The following is a 20,379-nucleotide window of genomic DNA, read 5'->3' on the forward strand; positions in this document are numbered from 1 at the left end:
AAATTCAAGGTTAAAATCTGGCGCTGACCCCCATCGTATAGAGGTAATCGGTGGTGTTGGGCGTATTTTCCGCCTGAGTGAGCGCTGCGTAAGCGGCCATGTGCGGATTAAGCAGCATATCCGCCCCCACGGTCACGTCCAGCCAGCTGTTGTCTTGTGAGGTAGCCGCCATGCGGCTTAGCCCGGACTGCGCTTTCCAGATGCTATCGCCATATTGCTGGTTATAGCTGACCTGCGCCCACGGTCTGATCTCGCCAAATTGCGAATTCACCCGCCAGCCCAGCGTACTCACGCTGGCATGCCATAACGGATCGGCGGATAAATTCATCACGCTGTCGCCAAATTCGTTATATATCGATGTAGTAGTACCGTCGTAATGGAGCGCGGCGACCGGCCCGGTCATCACCGTCTCTGAAACCGGGAAATTCCAGCCCATGCTCATGCCACTGGTCGCCTCATGGGGCGACGCATCCGCAAAGTTAACGCTCAAGCCCGGCACGTTTTGCGAGGATTTGATCCGTTCCGCCAGGATGTCGTCATAACGCGGTTGGTGATCGCTGTCCCAGGTATAGCGTTCAGTCGTATGTCCGGATGGCGCTTCGGCGATATATTCTTGTTGCCACGCACTGGCGGTATTGATGTATAGCGAACAGGCCACCACGCTCGCCAGCAGAACGATTTCCCGGCGACCACCGTCTTTTTTTGTCATCATCAATGCGACTCCAGAGGAGAGCCGAAATCGGCGATATTATTGTCATTGAGAGAAGGATGACAGGCTAAAAGCCCTGTATTAAATATTGTCTTTTTCGCAGACGCGTCAAGGCGCGCAGAATGAAATTTTTAAGGCAATTCAGAGAGCGAGGGAAAGTATGGAACGATGCGGCTGGGTCAGCCAGGACCCGCTTTATATTGCCTACCATGACAAAGAATGGGGCGTCCCCGAAACCGACGGTAAAAAACTGTTTGAAATGATCTGCCTTGAAGGCCAGCAGGCCGGCCTGTCGTGGATTACGGTGCTGAAAAAACGCGAGAACTATCGCGCCAATTTCCACCAGTTCGATCCCGTTCGCGTGGCGGCGATGCAGGAAGAGGATGTCGAACGGCTGCTGCTCGACCCGGGCATCATCCGTCATCGCGGAAAAATTCAGGCCATCATTGGCAATGCCCGCGCCTGGCTTGCGATGGAGCAAAACGGCGAACCATTTGCGCAGTTCGTCTGGTCATTTGTCGACCATCAACCACAAGTGACGCAGGCCGCCACGCTGAGCGAGATCCCAACCTCTACGCCCGCCTCCGACGCGCTGTCAAAAGCGTTGAAAAAACGGGGCTTCAAGTTCGTCGGTACGACCATTTGCTATTCCTTTATGCAGGCGTGCGGACTGGTCAATGACCATATCACCGGCTGTTTTTGCCACCCGGGAGAAAAATATGATTCGCGAATCCCGTAGCGCCGACAGGACGGCGATTCTGGCGCTGTGGCTGGAAAGCACGATCTTTGCCCATCCGTTTATTCCTGAACACTACTGGCGCGAGAGCGAAACGATCGTGCGCGACGTGTATCTGCCCGCCGCCAGAACCTGGGTGTGGGAGGATAACGACGTTCTGAAAGGGTTCGTTAGCGTTCTGGAAGATCGTTTTTTAGGCGCGCTGTTTGTCACGCCTGACGCACTGCGCAGTGGGATCGGCAAAGCACTTGTGCGGTATGTGCAACAGCGCTTTACGCAGTTGAGTCTTGAGGTGTATCAAAAAAACCAGAACGCGGTGAACTTCTACCATGCGATGGGCTTTCGTATTGAAGACAGCGCATGGCAAGAGGATACCCAGCATCCCACCTGGATTATGAGCTGGCAGGCGGATCAAACGCCGTAAGCGTCAGCGCGGGGCCGCAATATTTCTCCAGCCACGCCAGCGCGGTGTTCCCCGCGCAGCCATTGCCCAGTCGGGAACTGGGCAAATCTTTGGTCAGCACGTTCACCGCGCCGTTTTTGCAGATGCCTCCGGCGGCAGGATCCAGATCCGGCCATGCTCCTTCGTGAATGCAGATCACGCCCGGCTTAATGCCAGCGCTCACCACGGCCCCTGCGAGAATCTGCCCGCGATCATTCCACACCCGCACCGTATCGCCGTCACGGATGCCGCGCGCCAGCGCGTCGTCGGGATGAATTGTAACCGGTTCACGATCTGCCACCGCATAGCGTTCACGCAGTTCGCTGTAATTAAGCTGGCTGTGCAGACGATGGGCCGGATGCGCCGACAGCACCTGAAGCTGGCCTTTCTGCGCATTGCCGTGCCACTCGTCCGGCGTCAGCCACATCGGGTGCCCGGGACAATCCGCATAGCCATAACCGGCAATGCGCCGGGAATAGATTTCGATTTTACCGCTGTCGGTTTTTAACGGATGCGCAGCCGGGTCACGACGGAAATCAGCAAAACGCACAAACCGCGCGTTGTCCGGGTTTTCCGGCATTTCTATCAGCTGGTTGGCTTCCCAGAAAGTCGCAAACGGCGGCAATGTTACCTGCTGGCTGGCCCCACGCTGGGCAGCGATGTTGTAGAATGTCTCCAGCCATTCCCGTTCGCTTTTCCCTTCGGTAAAACGTTGTCCGCCGCCTCGCTCCCAGCGCTCGCTCAGTTCGGCAAACACGTCAAAATCATTGCGCGCCTCATACTGCGGCGGCACAACTTGTTTCATCGGCACCAGATGTTGATTGCTGTAATCGCCAGTCATGGTGAGATCGTTGCGCTCAAAGGAGGTGGTGGCGGGCAGTACAATGTCGGCGTGTTTAGCGGCTGCGGTCCAGAAGCATTCGGAAATCACCACCAGCTCCGGCTTCTGCCAGGCACGAATCAGTCGGTTGGTGTCCTGATGATGGGTAAAGTTGGCGCCACCCGCCCACCAGACGAAACGGATATCCGGAAAGTGACGATCCATGCCGTTATGCTGATAAGACGCGCCGGGGTTTTCCAGCGCGTCGACAATGCGCGCAACCGGGATTTTATCCACCGCATCAGTGCCGCCAGGCAAGCTCCCCTGCATTGAGGCCAGCACGGCGGAGCGGCGCGTCGGATTTCCACCGTTGGCGAAGTGATAAGAGAGACCAAAACCGCCCCCCGGGGTACCGATTTGCCCAAGCATTGCCGCAAGAGTGACAATCATCCAGTGCTTTTGCTCGCCGAACTGCTGACGCTGCATTCCCCAACCGGCCATCAGCATAGTGGTATTATTGTGAAAAATCGCCGCCAGTTCGCGGATTTTTTCTGCCGGAATGCCGCAAATGTCGGCCGCCCACTCAGCGGTTTTGGCTATGCCGTCGCGCTGTCCAGTGAGGTACTCAGCAAATAGTGAGTAGCCCGTGGTGTAGCGCGCCAGAAATGTCTGATCATGCCAGCCGTTTTCCACCAGCGTGTGGGCAATACCGAGCATTAGCGCCACGTCAGTGCCCATGTGCGGCGCGATCCATTCCATGTTATCGCCAAAAAAATCGACGGTTTCCGATCGCATAGGATCAATGCAGATCACCCGTTTGCCGCTGCGCCGCAGCGCATCAAAGTAAGCGATTCCCTTTTCATCCGAAGCGTTCCAGGCAATTTTTAGCGTATTCAGGGGATTGGCGCTCCAGAGTACAACCACATCGCTGTGTTCCAGCACAACGGGCCAACTGGTCTGCTGCTGATAAACCTCGCTGCCGCCTACCACATACGGCATGATGGCCTGCGCCGCGCCGGTGGAATAATCCCCCAGATGCCCGGTGTAGCCCCCTGCCAACGCCATATAACGCTGCAACAGCGTGGCGGCTTTGTGCAGCACGCCGTTGGAGCGCCAGCCGTAGGAACCGGCAAAAATAGAGGACGGGCCATAGGTATCGCGAATACGTTTGTGCTGCTTATGGATAAGCGCCAGGGCGTCGTCCCAGCTCACCCGCACAAATTCATCCTGTCCCCGCACGCCCTGTGGCCTTTCCGGCGAGGCAAGAAAACCTTTACGCACCATGGGATAACGCACCCGGGATTTGCTATGCACTTGATCGCGAACTGCGCTTTGCAGCGAATTGGGATGCTCCGTGGGCAGCGCGCCGCGGGAAGAAATGACGGTCTCTCCGTCTGTTTCCACGAGGACAGGCCCCCAGTGGGCCGCGGTTAACACCGGTTTGTGCGTTGGCAAAATGGCGCTCCTGAAGAGGGGTAGATGTATTTCTCTGTTCAATGTTACTTACAAATTTCAGAGAGATCCCTGGAATTTTCTTCAACTTCACACGTCATAATCTACCGCCACGCTTGCCGTGGTAAAAATAAGAAAGACATTAAGGAATTAAGATGAAGAAACGTGTTTTAGTCATTGCCGCTATCGTGAGCGGCGCGCTGGCGGTATCTGGCTGCACAACCAACCCCTACACCGGTGAACGCGAAGCGGGTAAATCCGGCGTCGGCGCCGGGATTGGCTCGCTGGTTGGCGCGGGTATTGGGGCGCTGTCATCCTCGAAGAAAGATCGCGGCAAAGGCGCGCTGATAGGCGCAGCAGCCGGCGCGGCGCTGGGCGGCGGCGTGGGTTATTACATGGACGTGCAGGAAGCGAAGCTGCGTGAAAAAATGAAGGGAACCGGCGTAAGCGTCACGCGCAGCGGCGACAACATCATTCTGAATATGCCGAACAACGTCACCTTTGACAGCAGCAGCGCCACGCTGAAGCCAGCGGGAGCGAACACGCTAACGGGTGTCGCGATGGTACTGAAGGAATACCCGAAAACCGCCGTCAACGTCATTGGCTATACCGACAGCACAGGCGGCCACGAGCTGAATATGCGTCTGTCGCAACAGCGTGCTGATAGCGTCGCCAGCTCGCTGATCGCTCAGGGCGTAGACGCTAACCGTATCCGCACCAGCGGTATGGGTCCGGCGAACCCGATCGCCAGCAACAGCACCGCAGAAGGCAAAGCCCAGAACCGCCGCGTCGAAATCACCTTAAGCCCTATTCAGTAATTCTTGTGCCGGATGGCGGCCTGAACGCCTTCCGGCCCGGAAAATCGATTCCCCTACCCGCCAGGCGTAGCGCCACCGGGTATTTTCGCGCTAAGGTATGCTCATCTAAAGTAAGGAAATCAGCGATGAGCAAATCAGGGCGCCCCACCATCAGCGACGTGGCGAAAGCGGCAAAAACCGGTAAAACCAGTATTTCACGCTATCTGAACGGCGAAAAGCATCTGCTTTCAGAGGCATTGCTGGCGCGCATTGAAAAAGCCATTGCTGATCTCGACTATCGCCCAAGCCTGATGGCGCGTAGCCTGAAGCGAGGCCGCACCCGTCTCATCGGCCTGATTATCGCCGATATCACCAACCCTTACTCCGTTAACGTGCTCAGCGGTATAGAAGCCGCCTGCCGCGAGAAGGGTTTTACCCCACTGGTCTGTAACACCAACAACGAAGTGGATCAGGAGTTGCACTACCTTGATCTCCTGCGCAGCTATCAGGTCGAAGGGATTGTGGTGAACGCTGTCGGTATGCGCGAGGATGGCTTAAACCGTCTGCAACAATCCGCGCTGCCAATGGTGCTGATCGACCGGAAAATTCCTGACTTCGCCTGCGACGTGGTGGGACTGGATAACACGCAGGCCGCAACCACCGCCACTGAGCATTTGCTCGAGCAAGGCTTTGAGGCGCTACTGTTTCTTAGCGAGCCGTTGGGGACCGTCAATACCCGCCGCGAACGCCTCAACGCTTTTCGCGCCACGCTGGCGCGCTACCCTGGCGTGGTCGCAGAGAACGCCGAAGTCCCGCTGGCGGAAAACGCGCAGTTAGATAACACCTTGCGTCAATTTCACCAGCAGCACCGTGGCATGCGTAAGGCGGTTATTTCGGCTAACGGCGCGCTGACGTTGCAGGTCGCCCGTTCGCTGAAGCGCATTGGCCTCAACTGGGGCAGCGACATCGGCCTGCTGGGCTTTGACGAGCTGGAATGGGCAGAGCTGGCGGGTGTTGGCATCACCACGTTAAAACAACCCACCTGGCAGATTGGCTACGCCGCGGTAGAGCAGGTAGTCCGCCGCATAGAAGGCGGCAGCGAGGCTATCCATGAGCAGGTTTTTTCCGGCGAGCTGATCGTCCGCGGTTCTACCGCCCGTTAATCTCCCTTCGTGATGGCGATCATAATTTCGACACACTACACTTTTCTTTGGAACCGGTTCCATCTAGCGTAATAAAAAGCACGCAAGATCGGGGGTCCTCATGCAGAGAAAAATTATGGTGGTCACCGCCGCGTATGGTTATGACACCGTACGCGATGCGGGCGGACAAATCGCGATGCTGCCGGTGATCGCCAACGCAGGCGCCGACGGCGTTGAGATACGCCGCGAGATGTTTACCGACGCGGAACTGAACGCCCTGCCGGCGCTGGCCTCAGCCATCGAAAGCGTCGGGCTGCAGGCCTGCTACTCCGTGCCGCAACCGCTGTTCGTCACCGACGCCAGCCTCAACCCGCAGTTACCCGCGCTGCTTCAGGAAGCGCAAACGCTGCGTGCGCTATGGCTGAAAGTTTCACTCGGCCATTTTCAGCATACTGATTCGTTTGACACGCTACGCGACTGGCTCACAAGCAGCGGCATGGCGCTGGTGGTGGAAAACGACCAGACCGCCTGCGGTCGTCTTGAATCAATGCGGCGCTTTAACGCCGCCTGCCAGCAGCAGGCGCTTGCGGTACAGTTGACGTTTGATATGGGCAACTGGTTGTGGGTAGGCGACTCGCCGGAAGAGGCCGCCAATGCACTGGCGTCCTCTGTTGGATACGTCCACGTTAAGGCAGCGACACGGCACCACGACAGCTACCGCGCTATCCCGCCGGATCGGGCCGACCCGCGCTGGCTGGCGCTTCTCTCAGCGCTGCCTGCACACGTACCGCGCGGTATCGAGTTTCCGCTGGAAGGGGCCGATCTGACCGCCGTCACCCGCCGCTACGTCGACGTTTTACGCAAGGAGTAACCCATGAAAAATGCACTGGATGTCATCACCCTTGGCGAAGCGATGGCGATGTTTGTCGCGACAGAAACCGGGGATCTGGCGGACGTCGATCGCTTTATCAAGCGCGTTGCCGGCGCCGAACTTAACGTGGCGACCGGACTGGCCAGGCTCGGCCTGAAGGTCGGCTGGGTAAGCCGGGTAGGAAACGACAGTTTCGGGCGCTTTGTGCTCAATACCCTGCAAAAAGAGGGGATTGACGCGCAGGGCGTGACCGTTGACAACGGTTACGCTACGGGCTTTCAGCTGAAATCGAAAGTTGAAAATGGAACCGATCCCATTGTGGAGTATTTTCGTAAAGGCTCTGCGGCCAGCCATCTTTCACTGGAAGACTTTGACGCAGAATACTTCTCCCGCGCCCGTCATTTGCACCTGAGCGGCGTGGCGGCGGCGCTGTCCAGCAGTTCATATGAATTACTGGCGCATACCGCACGCACCTTTAAGGCTCAGGGAAAGCGTATATCTTTCGATCCCAACCTGCGCCCAACGTTGTGGAAAAGCGAAGAAGAAATGGTCGAGAAGCTCAACCGTCTCGCCTTTCAGGCCGACTGGGTGCTGCCGGGCTTGAAGGAAGGAATGATATTAACCGGCCAGCAGACGCCGGAAGGGATTGCGGATTTCTACCTGCGTCACGGCGTGAAGGCCGTGGTGCTGAAAACGGGCGCAGACGGCGCCTGGTATAAAACCCACGACGGTGAAAAAGGCAGCGTTGCGCCGGTCAAGGTGGACAACGTTGTGGACACCGTCGGCGCCGGAGATGGTTTCGCCGTCGGTGTTATCAGCGCCCTGCTGGAAGGCCGCACGCTGGCTCAGGCAGTCGCCCGCGGCAATAAAATTGGCGCGCTCGCGATTCAGGTACAGGGCGACAGCGAAGGTTTACCCACACGTGAAACGTTAGGCGAATAACGTCACGTCATGATAACGGCCCCCTGTACCCTACAGACAGCGGCGGCATAAACAACAGAGGTTGACTATGGCAAGCTCAACAAATGCAGCAAAACGCTGGTGGTACATCATGCCAATCGTGTTTATCACGTACAGCCTGGCGTATCTTGACCGCGCAAACTTCAGCTTCGCTTCCGCAGCGGGCATTAACGAGGATCTCGGGATTACCAAAGGGATCTCATCGCTGCTCGGCGCGCTGTTCTTCCTGGGCTATTTTTTCTTCCAGATCCCCGGCGCGGTGTACGCCGAGCGCCGCAGCGTGCGCAAGCTGATCTTCGTCTGTCTGATCTTATGGGGCGGCTGCGCGTCGTTGACCGGCGTGGTCAGCAATATTCCCGCGCTGGCCGCGATCCGCTTTATCCTTGGCGTGGTCGAAGCCGCAGTTATGCCCGCCATGCTGATTTACATCAGCAACTGGTTTACTCGTTCGGAGCGTTCCCGCGCCAACACGTTCCTGATCCTCGGCAATCCGGTGACTGTGTTGTGGATGTCGGTGGTCTCTGGCTATCTGATCCAGGCGCTCGGCTGGCGCGAGATGTTTATCATCGAAGGCGTTCCCGCCATTCTGTGGGCATTCTGCTGGTGGGCGCTGGTTCGCGACAAACCGGCGCAGGTCGGCTGGCTGTCCGATGCGGAAAAAACAGCGCTGCAAACCCAACTCGAACAGGAGCAACAGGGCATCAAGGCCGTCCGTAACTACGGCGAGGCGTTTCGCTCCCGTAACGTTATCCTGCTGTGCCTGCAATATTTTACCTGGAGCATCGGCGTGTACGGCTTCGTGCTGTGGCTGCCTTCCATTATTCGCGACGGTGGCGCGAACCTCGGCATGGTCGAAGTCGGTTGGCTTTCCTCCGTGCCGTACCTGGCAGCAACGGTCGCGATGATTCTGGCCTCCTGGGCATCGGATAAATTGCAGAACCGCAAACTGTTCGTCTGGCCGCTGCTGTTGATTGCCGCTTTTGCCTTCATCGGCTCATGGGCGGTCGGCGCGAATAATTTCTGGGCCTCGTACATCCTGCTGGTGATTGCCGGGGCGGCGATGTATGCCCCGTACGGGCCTTTCTTCGCCATCATTCCCGAAATGCTACCGCGTAACGTCGCTGGCGGCGCGATGGCGCTCATCAACAGTATGGGCGCGCTGGGTTCGTTCTTAGGCTCATGGTTCGTCGGCTACCTGAACGGCGTCACCGGCAGCCCGTCCGCCTCGTACATTTTTATGGGGGTGGCGCTTTTCGCCTCCGTATGGCTAACTCTGATTGTCAGACCCGCGAATAATCAGCAGTTACCGACTGGCGCACGCCACGCGTAAAATCACATTCATGGAGAGTCGTATGAAACCGTCCATTATTCTCTATAAAGCGTTACCCGACGATTTACTGCACCGCCTGGAAGAACATGTCACCGTTACCCAGGTGCCGAACCTGCGCCCGGAGACGGTTGAACAGTACGCCCAGGCGTTTGCCAACGCGGAAGGTCTGCTCGGCTCCAGTCAAACCGTCGACAGCGCGCTGCTGGAGAAGATGCCGAGGTTGCGTGCCGCCTCAACCATTTCCGTTGGTTACGACAATTTTGACGTGGAGGCGCTGAACGCGCGTAACGTGCTGCTGATGCACACGCCGACCGTACTGACGGAGACCGTGGCCGACACGATCATGGCGCTGGTGCTGGCGACCGCCCGCCGGGTGGTGGACGTCGCCGAACGCGTTAAAGCGGGCCAATGGACCAAAAGTATTGGCCCTGACTGGTTTGGCACTGATGTACACCATAAAACGCTGGGGATCGTCGGTATGGGACGTATTGGTCTCGCGCTGGCGCAACGTGCGCATTTTGGCTTCAGTATGCCGGTTCTTTACAACGCCCGCCGCCGCCATCCCGAAGCGGAAGAACGTTTCAACGCGCGTTACTGCGATCTTGATACGCTAGTGCAGGAAGCAGATTTTGTCTGTCTGATCCTGCCGCTGACCGACGAAACGCATCATCTGTTTGGCGCGGAACAGTTCGCCCATATGAAGCGTTCGGCTATTTTCATTAATGCCGGGCGCGGTCCGGTGGTCGACGAAAAGGCGCTGGTGACCGCCCTGCAAAACGGTGAAATTCAGGCCGCCGGTCTGGATGTGTTTGAACAGGAGCCGCTGCCGGTTGACTCTCCATTGCTGTCAATGCACAACGTCGTGGCGGTACCGCATATCGGCTCGGCAACGCATGAAACCCGCTACAACATGGCGGCCTGCGCGGTGGATAATTTGCTTGACGCACTGCAAGGAAAGGTCAGGAAGAACTGCGTGAATCCGCAGGTGGCGGGGTAATGGATACCCCTGCCGGAGGGCGGCGTCGCCTCGTCTGGCAGGGGCGTGAACTGGCCCGACTGGCCACTTCGCCCTCGGGCTTTTAACGGTTACTGAACGGCATTCACCGCCGCACTCCAGGCCTGGTTAAAAGCCTGGTGCTGCGAAGCCAGCGGTCCAATCAACGTATTGTACTGGCTTGCCTGCTGCGAAGTCGGGAACTGAATACCATTCGCCACGAAGCTCACCTGGGTGTCCTGCTGCGCGATAAAATCGCCCACCTGCACCAGTTGCTGGGTAAAGATTTGCGCGGCCGGGATCAGCGGCTGTAACGCCTCGGCTGGAGTAGTTACCACTTTTTTATACGCCTGATCGAACACCGGCTTCAGATCGTCGGCCTGTTTCAGCGCGCCATGCGCCGCATCGGCCTGCAGCTTCGCGTTCTGTAGCTGTTGGCCCAATACGCCCAACGAACCGTTTAAGTCGCGCAGAGGCCCGCGTTGCGTGACATAATCCTGCGGCACACGGATGGCGTTTACGCTATCAACGACCGGGCGCAGACCGGCGTCCATCGCCTGATTCACCTGCTGCGAATAGCCGTACAAAATCGCGTAATCAGATACAAACGGACCGAATGTTTTTTTCTGATCGGCAGTCAGTGTCGGTAAGCGTTCACCGCTACGCATCACCGTATTCTGCAGAAAATCGATAAACGCTTTACGCTGATCGCCTTCTTTATCAAAACACCCACTCAGGCTAACTACCATTAATAACGCCGCAAGAGGCGCAAACCAGCGAGAGCAGGACTTACCTGTCGCCATTTTTATACTCCTTTCACCCAAAAATGCGCACAACGCAATACGCGTGCCTGACGCTCACAAGGATAGTCCAGGTCAGCTTCGCAGGATACCCCTTCTGCATAATCTTGTGGCGGAATTTATATCACCAGACATCCTTCCCTGACTTGTTACTTTATTGTTAATTACATCACAATTACCGCGGTCAGAAGAATGGCGCGGTACAGAAATAGCACTATGATTTATCAGCGCTTTTACTCCGTTTACCGACAATATCCGGCTAATTCGACCGATTATCGCACGTTAACCACGGCGGAACGATTGCCCAGGCGTCACTTCAATGTTTTGATTAAACGAACGATTAACGAATAAATGTTCGATAATCGCACATTCAATTTCAACGCCTGCGGTGGAGAATATAAAAAAGCCTCTGTCCCCCCGCCTTGCTTTTGCAGGAATAACCGCATGACAAACAGAACGACTGATATTCAAGCGTTTATTAACGAGCATCCTTTCTCGAAATACCAGTGGATGATTCTCGTGCTGTGCTTTGTGACCGTCGCGATGGACGGATTCGACACCGCCATTATTGGCTTCATTGCCTCCGATCTGGTTTCCGAATGGGGCGTGGAAAAATCCGCGCTCGGGCCAGTCATGAGCGCCGCGCTGGTCGGCCTCGCCGTCGGGGCGCTGACCGCAGGTCCGATGGCGGACCGGATTGGCCGCAAAAAGGTGCTGATCATGTCGATCATCGTCTTCGGCGGCTTCAGCCTGCTGACCGCCTTTGCCAGTTCGCTCAATCAGTTGACCGCGCTGCGTTTTTTAACCGGGCTGGGGCTGGGGGCGGCGATGCCGAATGCCGCCACCTTAATGAGCGAATATGCCCCGGAGCGCCGCCGCGCGCTGCTGGTGAACCTGATGTTTGTCGGCTTTCCGATCGGCTCATCAATGGGTGGCTTTATCTCTGCGTGGTTAATTCCACACTACGGCTGGCAGAGCGTACTGATCCTCGGCGGCGTGATGCCGCTGGCGCTGGCGGTAATACTGGTGTTTCTGCTGCCGGAATCGGCCCGTTATCTGGTGGTTAAAAACAGATCCCAACAGCAAATTGGCGCGATTCTGCGCCGCATCGCCCCCGTTCCCGACGCCACCCATTTTGTGTTGCATGAAACCGGCCAGGTAAAAGAGAAATCGGCGCTGGGCGTGATCTTCTCACCGCGCTATGCGCTCGGGACAGTCATGCTCTGTCTGACCTACTTTATGGGTCTGCTGATTTTTTATCTGTTGACCAGTTGGCTGCCGCTGCTGATCCGCGAAACGGGCGCGACCCTGAGCCAGGCGTCGATTATTACCGCCCTCTTCCCATTGGGCGGCGGTATTGGCGTTCTGGTGCTCGGCGCGTTAATGGATAAGTTCAACCCGAACAAAGTGGTGGCGGTGGGCTGGCTGCTGACCGGGGTGTTCGTCTGCCTGGTCGGGTTCTCTACCAGCAGTCTGGTATTGATGGGCGTGATGGTCTTTATCGCCGGGACGATAATGAATGGTGCGCAATCGTCCATGCCCGCGCTGGCCGCCGGGTTTTATCCGACTCAGGGGCGCGCCACCGGCGTGGCATGGATGCTGGGTCTGGGTCGCTTCGGCGGCATTCTTGGCGCGTTTAGCGGCGCGTTCCTGATGCAGGCGCAACTGGCTTTTGAAACCATTTTCACCTTCCTGGCGATCCCTGCGCTGGTTTCCGCCTTCGCCCTGATGGTGAAATATTGGGTGGGCAATCGCCAGCTTTCCACGTCGCCGGGGACGGCAAAAGACCCAGGCAACGCCACACAAAAAGCCTGATGTTTTCCCGACAGGTGCGCGCCTGTCGGGAAGCGTCATATTTTTGCAATCTTTACAATACGTCCTTTACCGTAGCGTAATCCGCTCATTATCAGATTCTTAGCAGGCTACAAAATAGTCCTGCGCGGCGCTGAAACGTGTCTTTTCATCCACTAAAAACTGTGACGGCCCACAAACTTTCTCTTTTACGACTATTCTTAACTGGCTTCGATGAAATTCACGATCCCGCTGTGTGATTTACAGGAGTTCTAAATGGAATATAAAGATCCGATGTTTGAGCTGCTGAGCAGCCTGGAACAAATTGTTTTTAAAGATGAATTGCCGAGAACGACCCTGACGCAAAAATCCGCCTCCCTCACTGACATTGAACAGTGCAGACGGGGCAGCGGACTTAAAATTGACGATTTCGCCAGAGCGTTAGGCGTGTCTGTCGCCATGGTTCAGGAATGGGAATCGAAACGCGTGAAGCCTTCGAGTACCGAATTGAAGCTGATGCGCCTGATACAAGCTAACCCGGCGCTCAGTAAGCAGTTGATGGAATGACCTGTCTCTTAGGATGAACGGTCCTGTTTCAGGACCGTTTTTCGACCATAAAGCAGAAAGAAGTAAAATAAAAGTTGCATCACCCGGCGTTACATGAGTTAATGCGTTCAACGGTTTGACGTACAGACCATTAAAGCAGTTTAGTAAGGCAGTCCCCTTCAAGAGTTATCGTTGATACCCCTCGTAGTGCGCATTTCCTTTAACGCTTAAAAAATCTGTAAAGCACGCCATATCGCCGAAAGGCACACTTATTTTTTAAAAGGTAATACACTATGTCCGGTAAAATGACTGGTATCGTAAAATGGTTCAACGCTGACAAAGGCTTCGGCTTCATCACTCCTGACGATGGCTCTAAAGACGTGTTCGTACACTTCTCTGCTATCCAGAACGATGGCTACAAATCTCTGGATGAAGGTCAGAAAGTTTCCTTCACCATCGAAAGCGGCGCTAAAGGCCCGGCAGCTGGCAACGTAACCAGCCTGTAAGCTTTAAAAGCTCAGTTTTCAGAATCCCTGCCAGACGGCGGGGATTTTTTTATCTCCCCCCTGCCCTCCTGTCTTTGCATTACTTTACCTCGTCTGGCTTTGACCTTCCCCTTAGGGAAAGCTTTATAGTGATATCCTTTCTTTTCACATGGAATTGATACAATGTCTATACGTCCTCTGCTGTTGACGCTGGGCCTGTTCGCCAGCGGCACTGTTTTCGCTGCTTCTCCTCAAGCCGCTTTCCTGGCGGAACATGGGCTTGCCGGTAAAACCGTCGAACAGATGGTCGATGCGCTTGACCAGACGCCGCAGGCGCGCCCGCTCCCCCTGTCTGCCTCCATTACCAGTACGGCGCTGAAACTCTCTTCCGGCGAGCAGTCGTATACACTGCCGTTGGGCGAAAAGTTTTATCTTTCCTTTGCGCCCTACCAGCGCCAGACCCATCCCTGCTTTAACCACAGCCTCTCCGGCTGCCAGGGGGAAATGCCTGACACCACATTTAACGTCAAAATCACGGACAGCAAAGGCGATGTGCTAATTGAGAAACCGATGAAAAGCCATCAGAACGGCTTTATCGGCGTGTGGCTGCCGCGCAATATGGAAGGGATAATCGAGGTGAGCTACAACGGGAAAATGGCGTCTCATGCTATTGCGACAAGAGAAGACAGCCAGACCTGTCTGACGGAATTGCGGTTACAATAAACGCATAATGATAATGCCCGATAGCGCTATGCCGATCGGGCGAAAAACACAGTAACGTAAAGAGTAAAAGGGTGCATTGAGAATGCTTCACACCAGAAGAATGGCGGGGACAACGCCCCGCCAGATGCTCTTACTGTTTCACTTCACAGGCTAAAAACGCCGCCAGTTCATTATTTCCCTGTCTGATATGTAATTCGCATAATGAATCACGAACCATCCAGGTAAATAATAAAATAGTGAGACATATCACTATTAAACTGCACAATATACATCTTTGCGGCATCATCAGCCTCCGGTGTTGATTTTCAACAGGTAAGAGGCTACTCTTATGGTGTTGAAGCATAGAGGCGGCCTCACTTTGATTTATTGTCAGGTGGGGCTTTTCTCTGTCTGCCATCTGGTGAATACCTGAGACAGCCAGTCTCAAGCACCCGTCTGCATTCTACTGCAAATATCGTGTTTGCCTTCGTTAATAAATTCCTAAAGTATTTTCTTCCGCTCAATGAATTATACATTGTCATTTAGCAGAATATTATTAGCGATTCTATTAATCATTTTTTGACAATAAAAAAGCCCGCGCAATGGCAGGCTTTTTATTATTAACGATTCGCTTATTGCAGCAGCGAAATATCCGCGACTTGCAGGAACAGCTCACGGAGTTTAGACAGCAGCGTCAGACGGTTGATACGCACCTCTTTGTCTTCCGCATTGACCATCACATTCTCAAAGAACTCATCCACCGGTTGACGCAGGGAAGCCAGTTCAATCAGCGCGTCCTGGTAGCGACCTTCGGCAAAGTATGGCTGCAGCTTGTCACGCAGTACCACCAGGTCTCTGGCCAGCGCCATTTCCGCCGCCTCTTTCAGTACGGATGCGTGAACGATGTCATTCAGCGTTTCATCAGACTTCGCCAGAATATTGGAGACACGCTTGTTTGCTGCCGCCAGCGCCGACGCGGCTTCCAGCGTACGGAAGTGTGAGACGGCCTTCATACGCGCGTCGAAGTCTGCCGGACGCGTCGGACGACGCGCCAGTACCGCCTGAATGGTGTCAACGCTATAACCTTCGTCCTGGTACCAGGCGCGGAAACGACCGAGCATAAAGTCGATCACATCGTCCACGACGTTCGCGTTGGTCAGCTTGTCGCCATACAAACGCGCCGCTTCTTCGGTCAGTGTCTGTAGATCCAGATTCAGGTTTTTCTCGACGATGATGCGCAGTACGCCCAGCGCGGCTCGACGCAGCGCGAACGGATCTTTATCTCCTTTCGGATGCTGACCAATGCCGAAGATACCCGCCAGAGTGTCCATTTTGTCCGCAATCGCCAGCGCGCAGGCTACCAGATTAGACGGCAGCGCATCGCCCGCAAAGCGCGGCTGATACTGCTCGTTCAGCGCGACAGCCACATCTTCTGCTTCGCCGTCGTGGCGAGCATAGTGCATGCCCATGACGCCCTGAGTGTCAGTGAACTCAAAGACCATATTGGTCATCAGGTCGCATTTTGACAGCAGGCCCGCCCGAGTCGCGTGATTCACGTCTGCGCCGATCTGACCGGCAATCCAGCCAGCCAGCGCCTGAATGCGATCGGTTTTGTCACGCAGCGTACCCAGTTGCTGCTGAAACAATACGGTTTGCAGACGCGGCAGATGATCTTCCAGACGTTTTTTACGGTCGGTATTGAAGAAGAACTCCGCATCCGCCAGACGCGGGCGAACCACCTTCTCATTACCGGAGATGATCTGCTGAGGATCTTTGGATTCGATGTTGGCGACGAAGATAAAGTTCGGCAGCAGTTTGCCGTCATTCGCGTAAACCGGGAAGTATTTCTGGTCGCCTTTCATGGTGTAAACCAGCGCTTCAGACGGCACCGCAAGGAATTTCTCTTCGAACTTCGCGGTCAGCACCACCGGCCATTCCACCAGCGAGGTGACTTCTTCCAGCAGGCTTTCGCTCAGGTCGGCGTTACCGCCAATGTTGCGCGCCGCCTCAATGGCGTCAGCTTTGATTTTCGCTTTACGCGCTTCATAGTCGGCCATGACTTTACCGCGCTCCAGCAAAATTTGCGGATACTGATCGGCATTGTCGATGGTGAATTCTGGCTCGCCCATAAAGCGATGACCGCGAATCACGCGATCGGACTGGATACCCAGAATCGTTGCCGGCAGCACCTTGTCGCCCAACAACAGCGTTACCGTATGAACCGGACGCACGAAATGGACGTCAGACGCGCCCCAACGCATCAGTTTCGGAATCGGCAACTTCGTCAAAGACGTGGCGATCATGTTCGGCAGCAATACTTCGGCGCGCTCGCCTTTCACATGAGCGCGATACAGCAGCCATTCGCCTTTGTCCGTGGTCAGACGCTCGGCCTGGTCGACGGTGATACCGCAGCCGCGCGCCCAGCCTTCAGCCGCTTTGCTCGGATTGCCTTCTGCATCGAAAGCCTGCGCAATCGCCGGACCGCGTTTTTCCACTTCGCGATCGGGTTGGGACTCTGCAAGGTTCGCCACTTTCAGCGCCAGACGGCGCGGCGCGGCAAACCATTCAACGTTGCCGTGTGCGAGGCCAGCGTTATCCAGCTCCGCAGTGACGTTCGCAGCAAAGGACTCAGCCAGGCTGCGCAGGGCTTTTGGTGGCAGCTCTTCAGTGCCAATTTCCACCAGAAAAGTTTTCTCAGACATGGCCGCCTCTTAGTTGTCTTTATTGCACATCGGGAAGCCGAGGGCTTCACGGGAAGCGTAGTAAGCTTCTGCCACTGCTTTGGTCAGGGTGCGAATGCGCAGAATGTAGCGCTGACGCTCGGTGACGGAGATGGCTTTACGCGCATCCAGCAGGTTGAAGCTATGGGCGGCCTTCAGAATACGCTCGTAAGCGGGTAGCGGCAGCGGGTTTTCCAGCGCCAGCAGCTGCTGCGCTTCTTTCTCGTACTGCTCGAAGCAGGTAAAGAGAAAATCCACATCCGCGTATTCGAAGTTATAGGTGGATTGCTCCACTTCGTTTTGATGGAACACGTCGCCGTAGGTGGTTTTACCCAACGGGCCGTCGCTCCAGACCAGGTCATAAACGCTGTCTACGCCCTGAATGTACATCGCCAGACGTTCCAGGCCGTAGGTGATCTCACCGGTAACCGGCTTACACTCCAGGCCGCCAACCTGCTGGAAGTAAGTGAACTGCGTCACTTCCATACCGTTCAGCCACACTTCCCAGCCAAGACCCCAGGCGCCCAGCGTCGGGTTTTCCCAGTTATCTTCAACGAAACGGATATCGTGGATGGTCGGGTCCATACCCAGTTCTTTCAGCGAGCCAAGATACAGTTCCTGAATGTTGTCCGGAGACGGCTTAATCACCACCTGGAACTGGTAATAGTGCTGTAAACGGTTCGGGTTTTCGCCATAACGACCATCGGTCGGACGACGAGAAGGCTGCACATAAGCAGTCGCCATCGGTTCTGGCCCCAGCGCGCGCAGGCAGGTCATGGGATGTGAAGTTCCCGCGCCGACTTCCATGTCCAATGGTTGAACAATGGTACAGCCCTGGCGAGCCCAGTAATCCTGTAAGGTCAGGATCAAGCCCTGGAAGGTCCTGGTATCAAACTTTTGCATATTATTTCGTGCTGGATACGTGTGGATTTAAAGGAAGGGTCCAGTATACCCGCTGACTGCAAGATATACAGTACGTAACGGGAAAAAGGCAGGGCTTAGCGCATGGAAAGATGTAAAAACTGCCCATCCGCGTCAAAAGAGCAGACAAAACTCTCTTTACGGAAGGTATAACCGCGCATCTCATAGCTTGCCTGAAACTGTTCGAAGCCGGTGACATCAATTTCTTTCGTGTCCGTGTTGTAACGTCGGGCCGCCTGATCTTTGCAGAGCGCTTCCATATCCAGCGAGCGCGTTGGGCTCATTTTAGCCTGCTGCGCCTTTTGCGGCGGTGGCGGCGTCACGGCGCAGCCCGTCAGCATGACGAAGACAACGGCTGAAAAGAGTGGCTTTATCATCATTTTATTACCGCCTGGTGGATGAGAACGTTTTATTATTATTACGGTGCAGGGCAAACATATTTTTGCGAACCCTACCGGGCCATCACAAGCTTTAGCGTAAAAACTCAGATTTTTCCAACAAGACAGGCTGATGAAATGTGAGTCAGACCTTTTTTAACATCGAAACAGAGGAACTGATGCAGCCCAAAATTTTCTGGATTGATAACCTGCGAGGGATCGCCTGTTTGATGGTGGTGATGATCCATACCACGACCTGGTACATCACCAACGCCCACAGCGTCAGCCCCGCGAACTGGGATCTCGCGAATATCCTGAATTCCGCTTCCCGCGTCAGCGTACCGCTGTTTTTTATGATTTCAGGTTACCTCTTTTTTGGCGAACGCAGCGCGCAAAAGCGCCATTTCGTGCGCATCGCCCTGTGCCTTTTGTTCTACAGCGCCGTCGCGTTGGCATACATCACGCTGTTTACCTCTATTAACGCTGAACTTTCTCTCAAAAATCTGCTGCAAAAACCGGTGTTCTATCATCTGTGGTTTTTCTTTGCGATCGCCGTGATCTACCTGGTTTCACCGCTGATCCAGGTAAAAAACGTCAGCGGCAAGATGCTGCTGGTGCTGATGGTCGTGACAGGTATTGTCGCCAACCCCAATACCGTACCGCAAAAAATCGGCGGGGTTGAATGGTTGCCCATCAATTTGTATATCAACGGCGACACCTTCTATTACATCCTCTATGGCATGTTGGGACGTGCGATCGGCATGATGGAGACACAAAAACGGGCGCTAAGTTGGCTAAGCGCCGTGGTATTTATTGTCGCCGTCGGGGTTATTTCTCGTGGCACGCTGCACGAGCTACAGTGGCGCGGTAATTTCGCTGATACCTGGTATCTTTATTGTGGGCCAATGGTGTTTATCTGCGCCATCGCGCTACTGACGCTGGTGAAAAACACGCTGAATGGCGGAACGCTTCCGGGGCTTGGGCTGATCTCCCGCCATTCGCTGGGCATTTACGGGTTCCATGCGTTGATCATTCACGCGTTGCGCACCAGCGGCCTGGAGATCAAACGCTGGCCGCCGCTGGACATGCTGTGGATTTTTAGCGCAACGCTTTGCGTCAGTTTACTGCTGTCAATGCTGTTGCAGCGGGTCGATACCCGCCGACTGGTTAGCTGAAACAAAACGCCCGGTCTGTGCTGACCGGGCGTAGAGAGTAAGAATTAACGACTTCAGGCAAGACGGCGTTTCAATCGCCGCAATAATAAACAGGTCAGGCACCACAATAATAAAATCATTATCTTACTAATCTGACGCACGTATGAGACGAACAAACCCCAGAAGACTGACAAAGAGAGCAATGGGGTGAATCACTTTCTCCACTGTCGTGAGCGGCGCATTCATAATTCCGACGCAAAATAAACCCATCGTAATTAATGCCACCAGTTTGCAGACGACAATAAAGCGTTCGTCAAGTTGACCACGCGTCATTTCTCGTAGATAAACCCATGTGACAAACCATGCGGTCATCAGCACCCCGAGAAAATAGCCTTTTCCACTGAGTAACGGGCATGCTCGCCATAGGCCAATAACGTAAGTCAACGTGCCTGAAATACATAACAGCCATGCAATCAACGTTGCGCCTTTCACTGGGATCTCCTTATCCAACGCGTGTTATGCAGATTAGGGATAACCCGACAGGAACAACAATTAAAAAAGACTTAAGTGAAAGAGTTTAAGAATAAATTCATATAAATAATTTATTGATAAATCATTTCTATACGCAGA

The 20,379-nt window shown here is 55.0% G+C and carries 21 protein-coding genes; 13 read left to right on the forward strand and 8 right to left on the reverse strand.

Annotated elements, in window-relative coordinates:
* Positions 1–10: 10 nt before the first annotated feature.
* The gene (locus APU02_RS13175; protein ID WP_042286794.1) at positions 11–712 is read right to left on the reverse strand and encodes an autotransporter domain-containing protein; all 702 of its coding nucleotides are present in this window, start codon (positions 710–712) and stop codon (positions 11–13) included.
* Positions 713–869: 157 nt separating this feature from the next.
* On the opposite strand from APU02_RS13175, the gene tag reads away from it, so the two are divergent.
* Both tag and APU02_RS13185 read left to right on the forward strand, forming a co-directional pair.
* The gene (gene tag, locus APU02_RS13180; RefSeq protein WP_042286797.1) at positions 870–1,448 is read left to right on the forward strand and encodes a DNA-3-methyladenine glycosylase I; all 579 of its coding nucleotides are present in this window, start codon (positions 870–872) and stop codon (positions 1,446–1,448) included.
* Entirely contained in the window at positions 1,429–1,869 is a 441-nt protein-coding gene (locus tag APU02_RS13185; protein ID WP_060570228.1) for an N-acetyltransferase, read from the forward strand. The genes tag and APU02_RS13185 overlap by 20 nt, the downstream gene beginning before the upstream one ends.
* Here the strand turns inward: APU02_RS13185 and APU02_RS13190 are convergent.
* Entirely contained in the window at positions 1,838–4,162 is a 2,325-nt protein-coding gene (locus APU02_RS13190) for a molybdopterin guanine dinucleotide-containing S/N-oxide reductase (protein WP_239692865.1), read from the reverse strand. The two genes, APU02_RS13185 and APU02_RS13190, sit on opposite strands and share 32 nt — an antisense overlap.
* Before the next feature lie 152 nt (positions 4,163–4,314).
* Here APU02_RS13190 and APU02_RS13195 point away from each other — a divergent pair, with 152 nt between their 5' ends.
* The 6 genes from APU02_RS13195 (at position 4,315) to ghrB (ending at position 10,256) form a co-directional block, all read left to right on the forward strand.
* Positions 4,315–4,977 carry an OmpA family lipoprotein gene (locus tag APU02_RS13195; protein WP_060570229.1) on the forward strand — a complete coding sequence of 221 codons (663 nt, stop codon included), beginning with the start codon at positions 4,315–4,317 and terminating at the stop codon, positions 4,975–4,977.
* Positions 4,978–5,102: 125 nt separating this feature from the next.
* Complete coding sequence (locus APU02_RS13200; RefSeq protein ID WP_060570230.1) at positions 5,103–6,119, forward strand: LacI family DNA-binding transcriptional regulator; 1,017 nt, start codon at positions 5,103–5,105, stop codon at positions 6,117–6,119.
* A 100-nt stretch (positions 6,120–6,219) separates the two neighbouring features.
* Positions 6,220–6,969: a sugar phosphate isomerase/epimerase gene (locus APU02_RS13205; protein ID WP_060570231.1), complete on the forward strand. Its 750-nt coding sequence runs from the start codon at positions 6,220–6,222 to the stop codon at positions 6,967–6,969.
* A 3-nt stretch (positions 6,970–6,972) separates the two neighbouring features.
* Positions 6,973–7,911, forward strand: a complete 939-nt coding sequence (locus APU02_RS13210; RefSeq protein WP_060570232.1) for a sugar kinase — start codon at positions 6,973–6,975, stop codon at positions 7,909–7,911.
* A 67-nt stretch (positions 7,912–7,978) separates the two neighbouring features.
* Positions 7,979–9,259 carry an MFS transporter gene (locus APU02_RS13215; protein WP_042286817.1) on the forward strand — a complete coding sequence of 427 codons (1,281 nt, stop codon included), beginning with the start codon at positions 7,979–7,981 and terminating at the stop codon, positions 9,257–9,259.
* A gap of 22 nt (positions 9,260–9,281) precedes the next feature.
* Positions 9,282–10,256, forward strand: coding sequence for a glyoxylate/hydroxypyruvate reductase GhrB (gene ghrB / locus APU02_RS13220; RefSeq protein WP_060570233.1), 975 nt, complete (start codon positions 9,282–9,284; stop codon positions 10,254–10,256).
* A gap of 89 nt (positions 10,257–10,345) precedes the next feature.
* On the opposite strand, the gene APU02_RS13225 is transcribed toward ghrB, so the two are convergent.
* Complete coding sequence (locus tag APU02_RS13225; protein ID WP_042286824.1) at positions 10,346–11,056, reverse strand: DUF3053 domain-containing protein; 711 nt, start codon at positions 11,054–11,056, stop codon at positions 10,346–10,348.
* Between the two features lie 441 nt (positions 11,057–11,497).
* On the opposite strand from APU02_RS13225, the gene APU02_RS13230 reads away from it, so the two are divergent.
* From APU02_RS13230 to cueP, 4 genes are all read left to right on the forward strand, one after another.
* A complete protein-coding gene (locus APU02_RS13230; protein ID WP_042286826.1) occupies positions 11,498–12,868 on the forward strand; it encodes an MFS transporter in 1,371 nt (456 codons plus the stop codon).
* Positions 12,869–13,120: 252 nt separating this feature from the next.
* A complete protein-coding gene (locus tag APU02_RS13235) occupies positions 13,121–13,411 on the forward strand; it encodes an HTH-type transcriptional regulator (protein WP_042286829.1) in 291 nt (96 codons plus the stop codon).
* 272 nt (positions 13,412–13,683) lie between these two features.
* Positions 13,684–13,896 (forward strand): RNA chaperone/antiterminator CspA, encoded by a 213-nt coding sequence (cspA, locus tag APU02_RS13240; RefSeq protein ID WP_000014594.1) that lies wholly within the window; start codon positions 13,684–13,686, stop codon positions 13,894–13,896.
* A 162-nt stretch (positions 13,897–14,058) separates the two neighbouring features.
* On the forward strand, positions 14,059–14,598 hold the full coding sequence (cueP, locus tag APU02_RS13245; protein WP_060570234.1) for a copper-binding periplasmic metallochaperone CueP: 540 nt from the start codon (positions 14,059–14,061) through the stop codon (positions 14,596–14,598).
* Positions 14,599–14,728: 130 nt separating this feature from the next.
* On the opposite strand, the gene hokA is transcribed toward cueP, so the two are convergent.
* The 4 genes from hokA to APU02_RS13265 all read right to left on the reverse strand — a co-directional run bounded on the left by hokA (position 14,729) and on the right by APU02_RS13265 (position 18,598).
* Positions 14,729–14,881: a type I toxin-antitoxin system toxin HokA gene (hokA, locus tag APU02_RS13250; protein ID WP_120714894.1), complete on the reverse strand. Its 153-nt coding sequence runs from the start codon at positions 14,879–14,881 to the stop codon at positions 14,729–14,731.
* A gap of 328 nt (positions 14,882–15,209) precedes the next feature.
* Positions 15,210–17,279 (reverse strand): glycine--tRNA ligase subunit beta, encoded by a 2,070-nt coding sequence (glyS, locus tag APU02_RS13255; RefSeq protein WP_042286836.1) that lies wholly within the window; start codon positions 17,277–17,279, stop codon positions 15,210–15,212.
* A 9-nt stretch (positions 17,280–17,288) separates the two neighbouring features.
* Positions 17,289–18,200: a glycine--tRNA ligase subunit alpha gene (gene glyQ / locus APU02_RS13260; protein ID WP_060570235.1), complete on the reverse strand. Its 912-nt coding sequence runs from the start codon at positions 18,198–18,200 to the stop codon at positions 17,289–17,291.
* 95 nt (positions 18,201–18,295) lie between these two features.
* Complete coding sequence (locus tag APU02_RS13265; protein ID WP_042286840.1) at positions 18,296–18,598, reverse strand: YsaB family lipoprotein; 303 nt, start codon at positions 18,596–18,598, stop codon at positions 18,296–18,298.
* Positions 18,599–18,774: 176 nt separating this feature from the next.
* On the opposite strand from APU02_RS13265, the gene APU02_RS13270 reads away from it, so the two are divergent.
* Positions 18,775–19,770, forward strand: a complete 996-nt coding sequence (locus APU02_RS13270; protein WP_060570300.1) for an acyltransferase — start codon at positions 18,775–18,777, stop codon at positions 19,768–19,770.
* 126 nt (positions 19,771–19,896) lie between these two features.
* On the opposite strand, the gene yiaB is transcribed toward APU02_RS13270, so the two are convergent.
* Positions 19,897–20,241 (reverse strand): inner membrane protein YiaB, encoded by a 345-nt coding sequence (gene yiaB, locus APU02_RS13275; protein ID WP_042286847.1) that lies wholly within the window; start codon positions 20,239–20,241, stop codon positions 19,897–19,899.
* Between the last annotated feature and the right edge of the window lie 138 nt (positions 20,242–20,379).

This window comes from Citrobacter sp. 50677481, from assembly GCF_001463265.1.
GTDB lineage: Bacteria > Pseudomonadota > Gammaproteobacteria > Enterobacterales > Enterobacteriaceae > Citrobacter_A > Citrobacter_A sedlakii.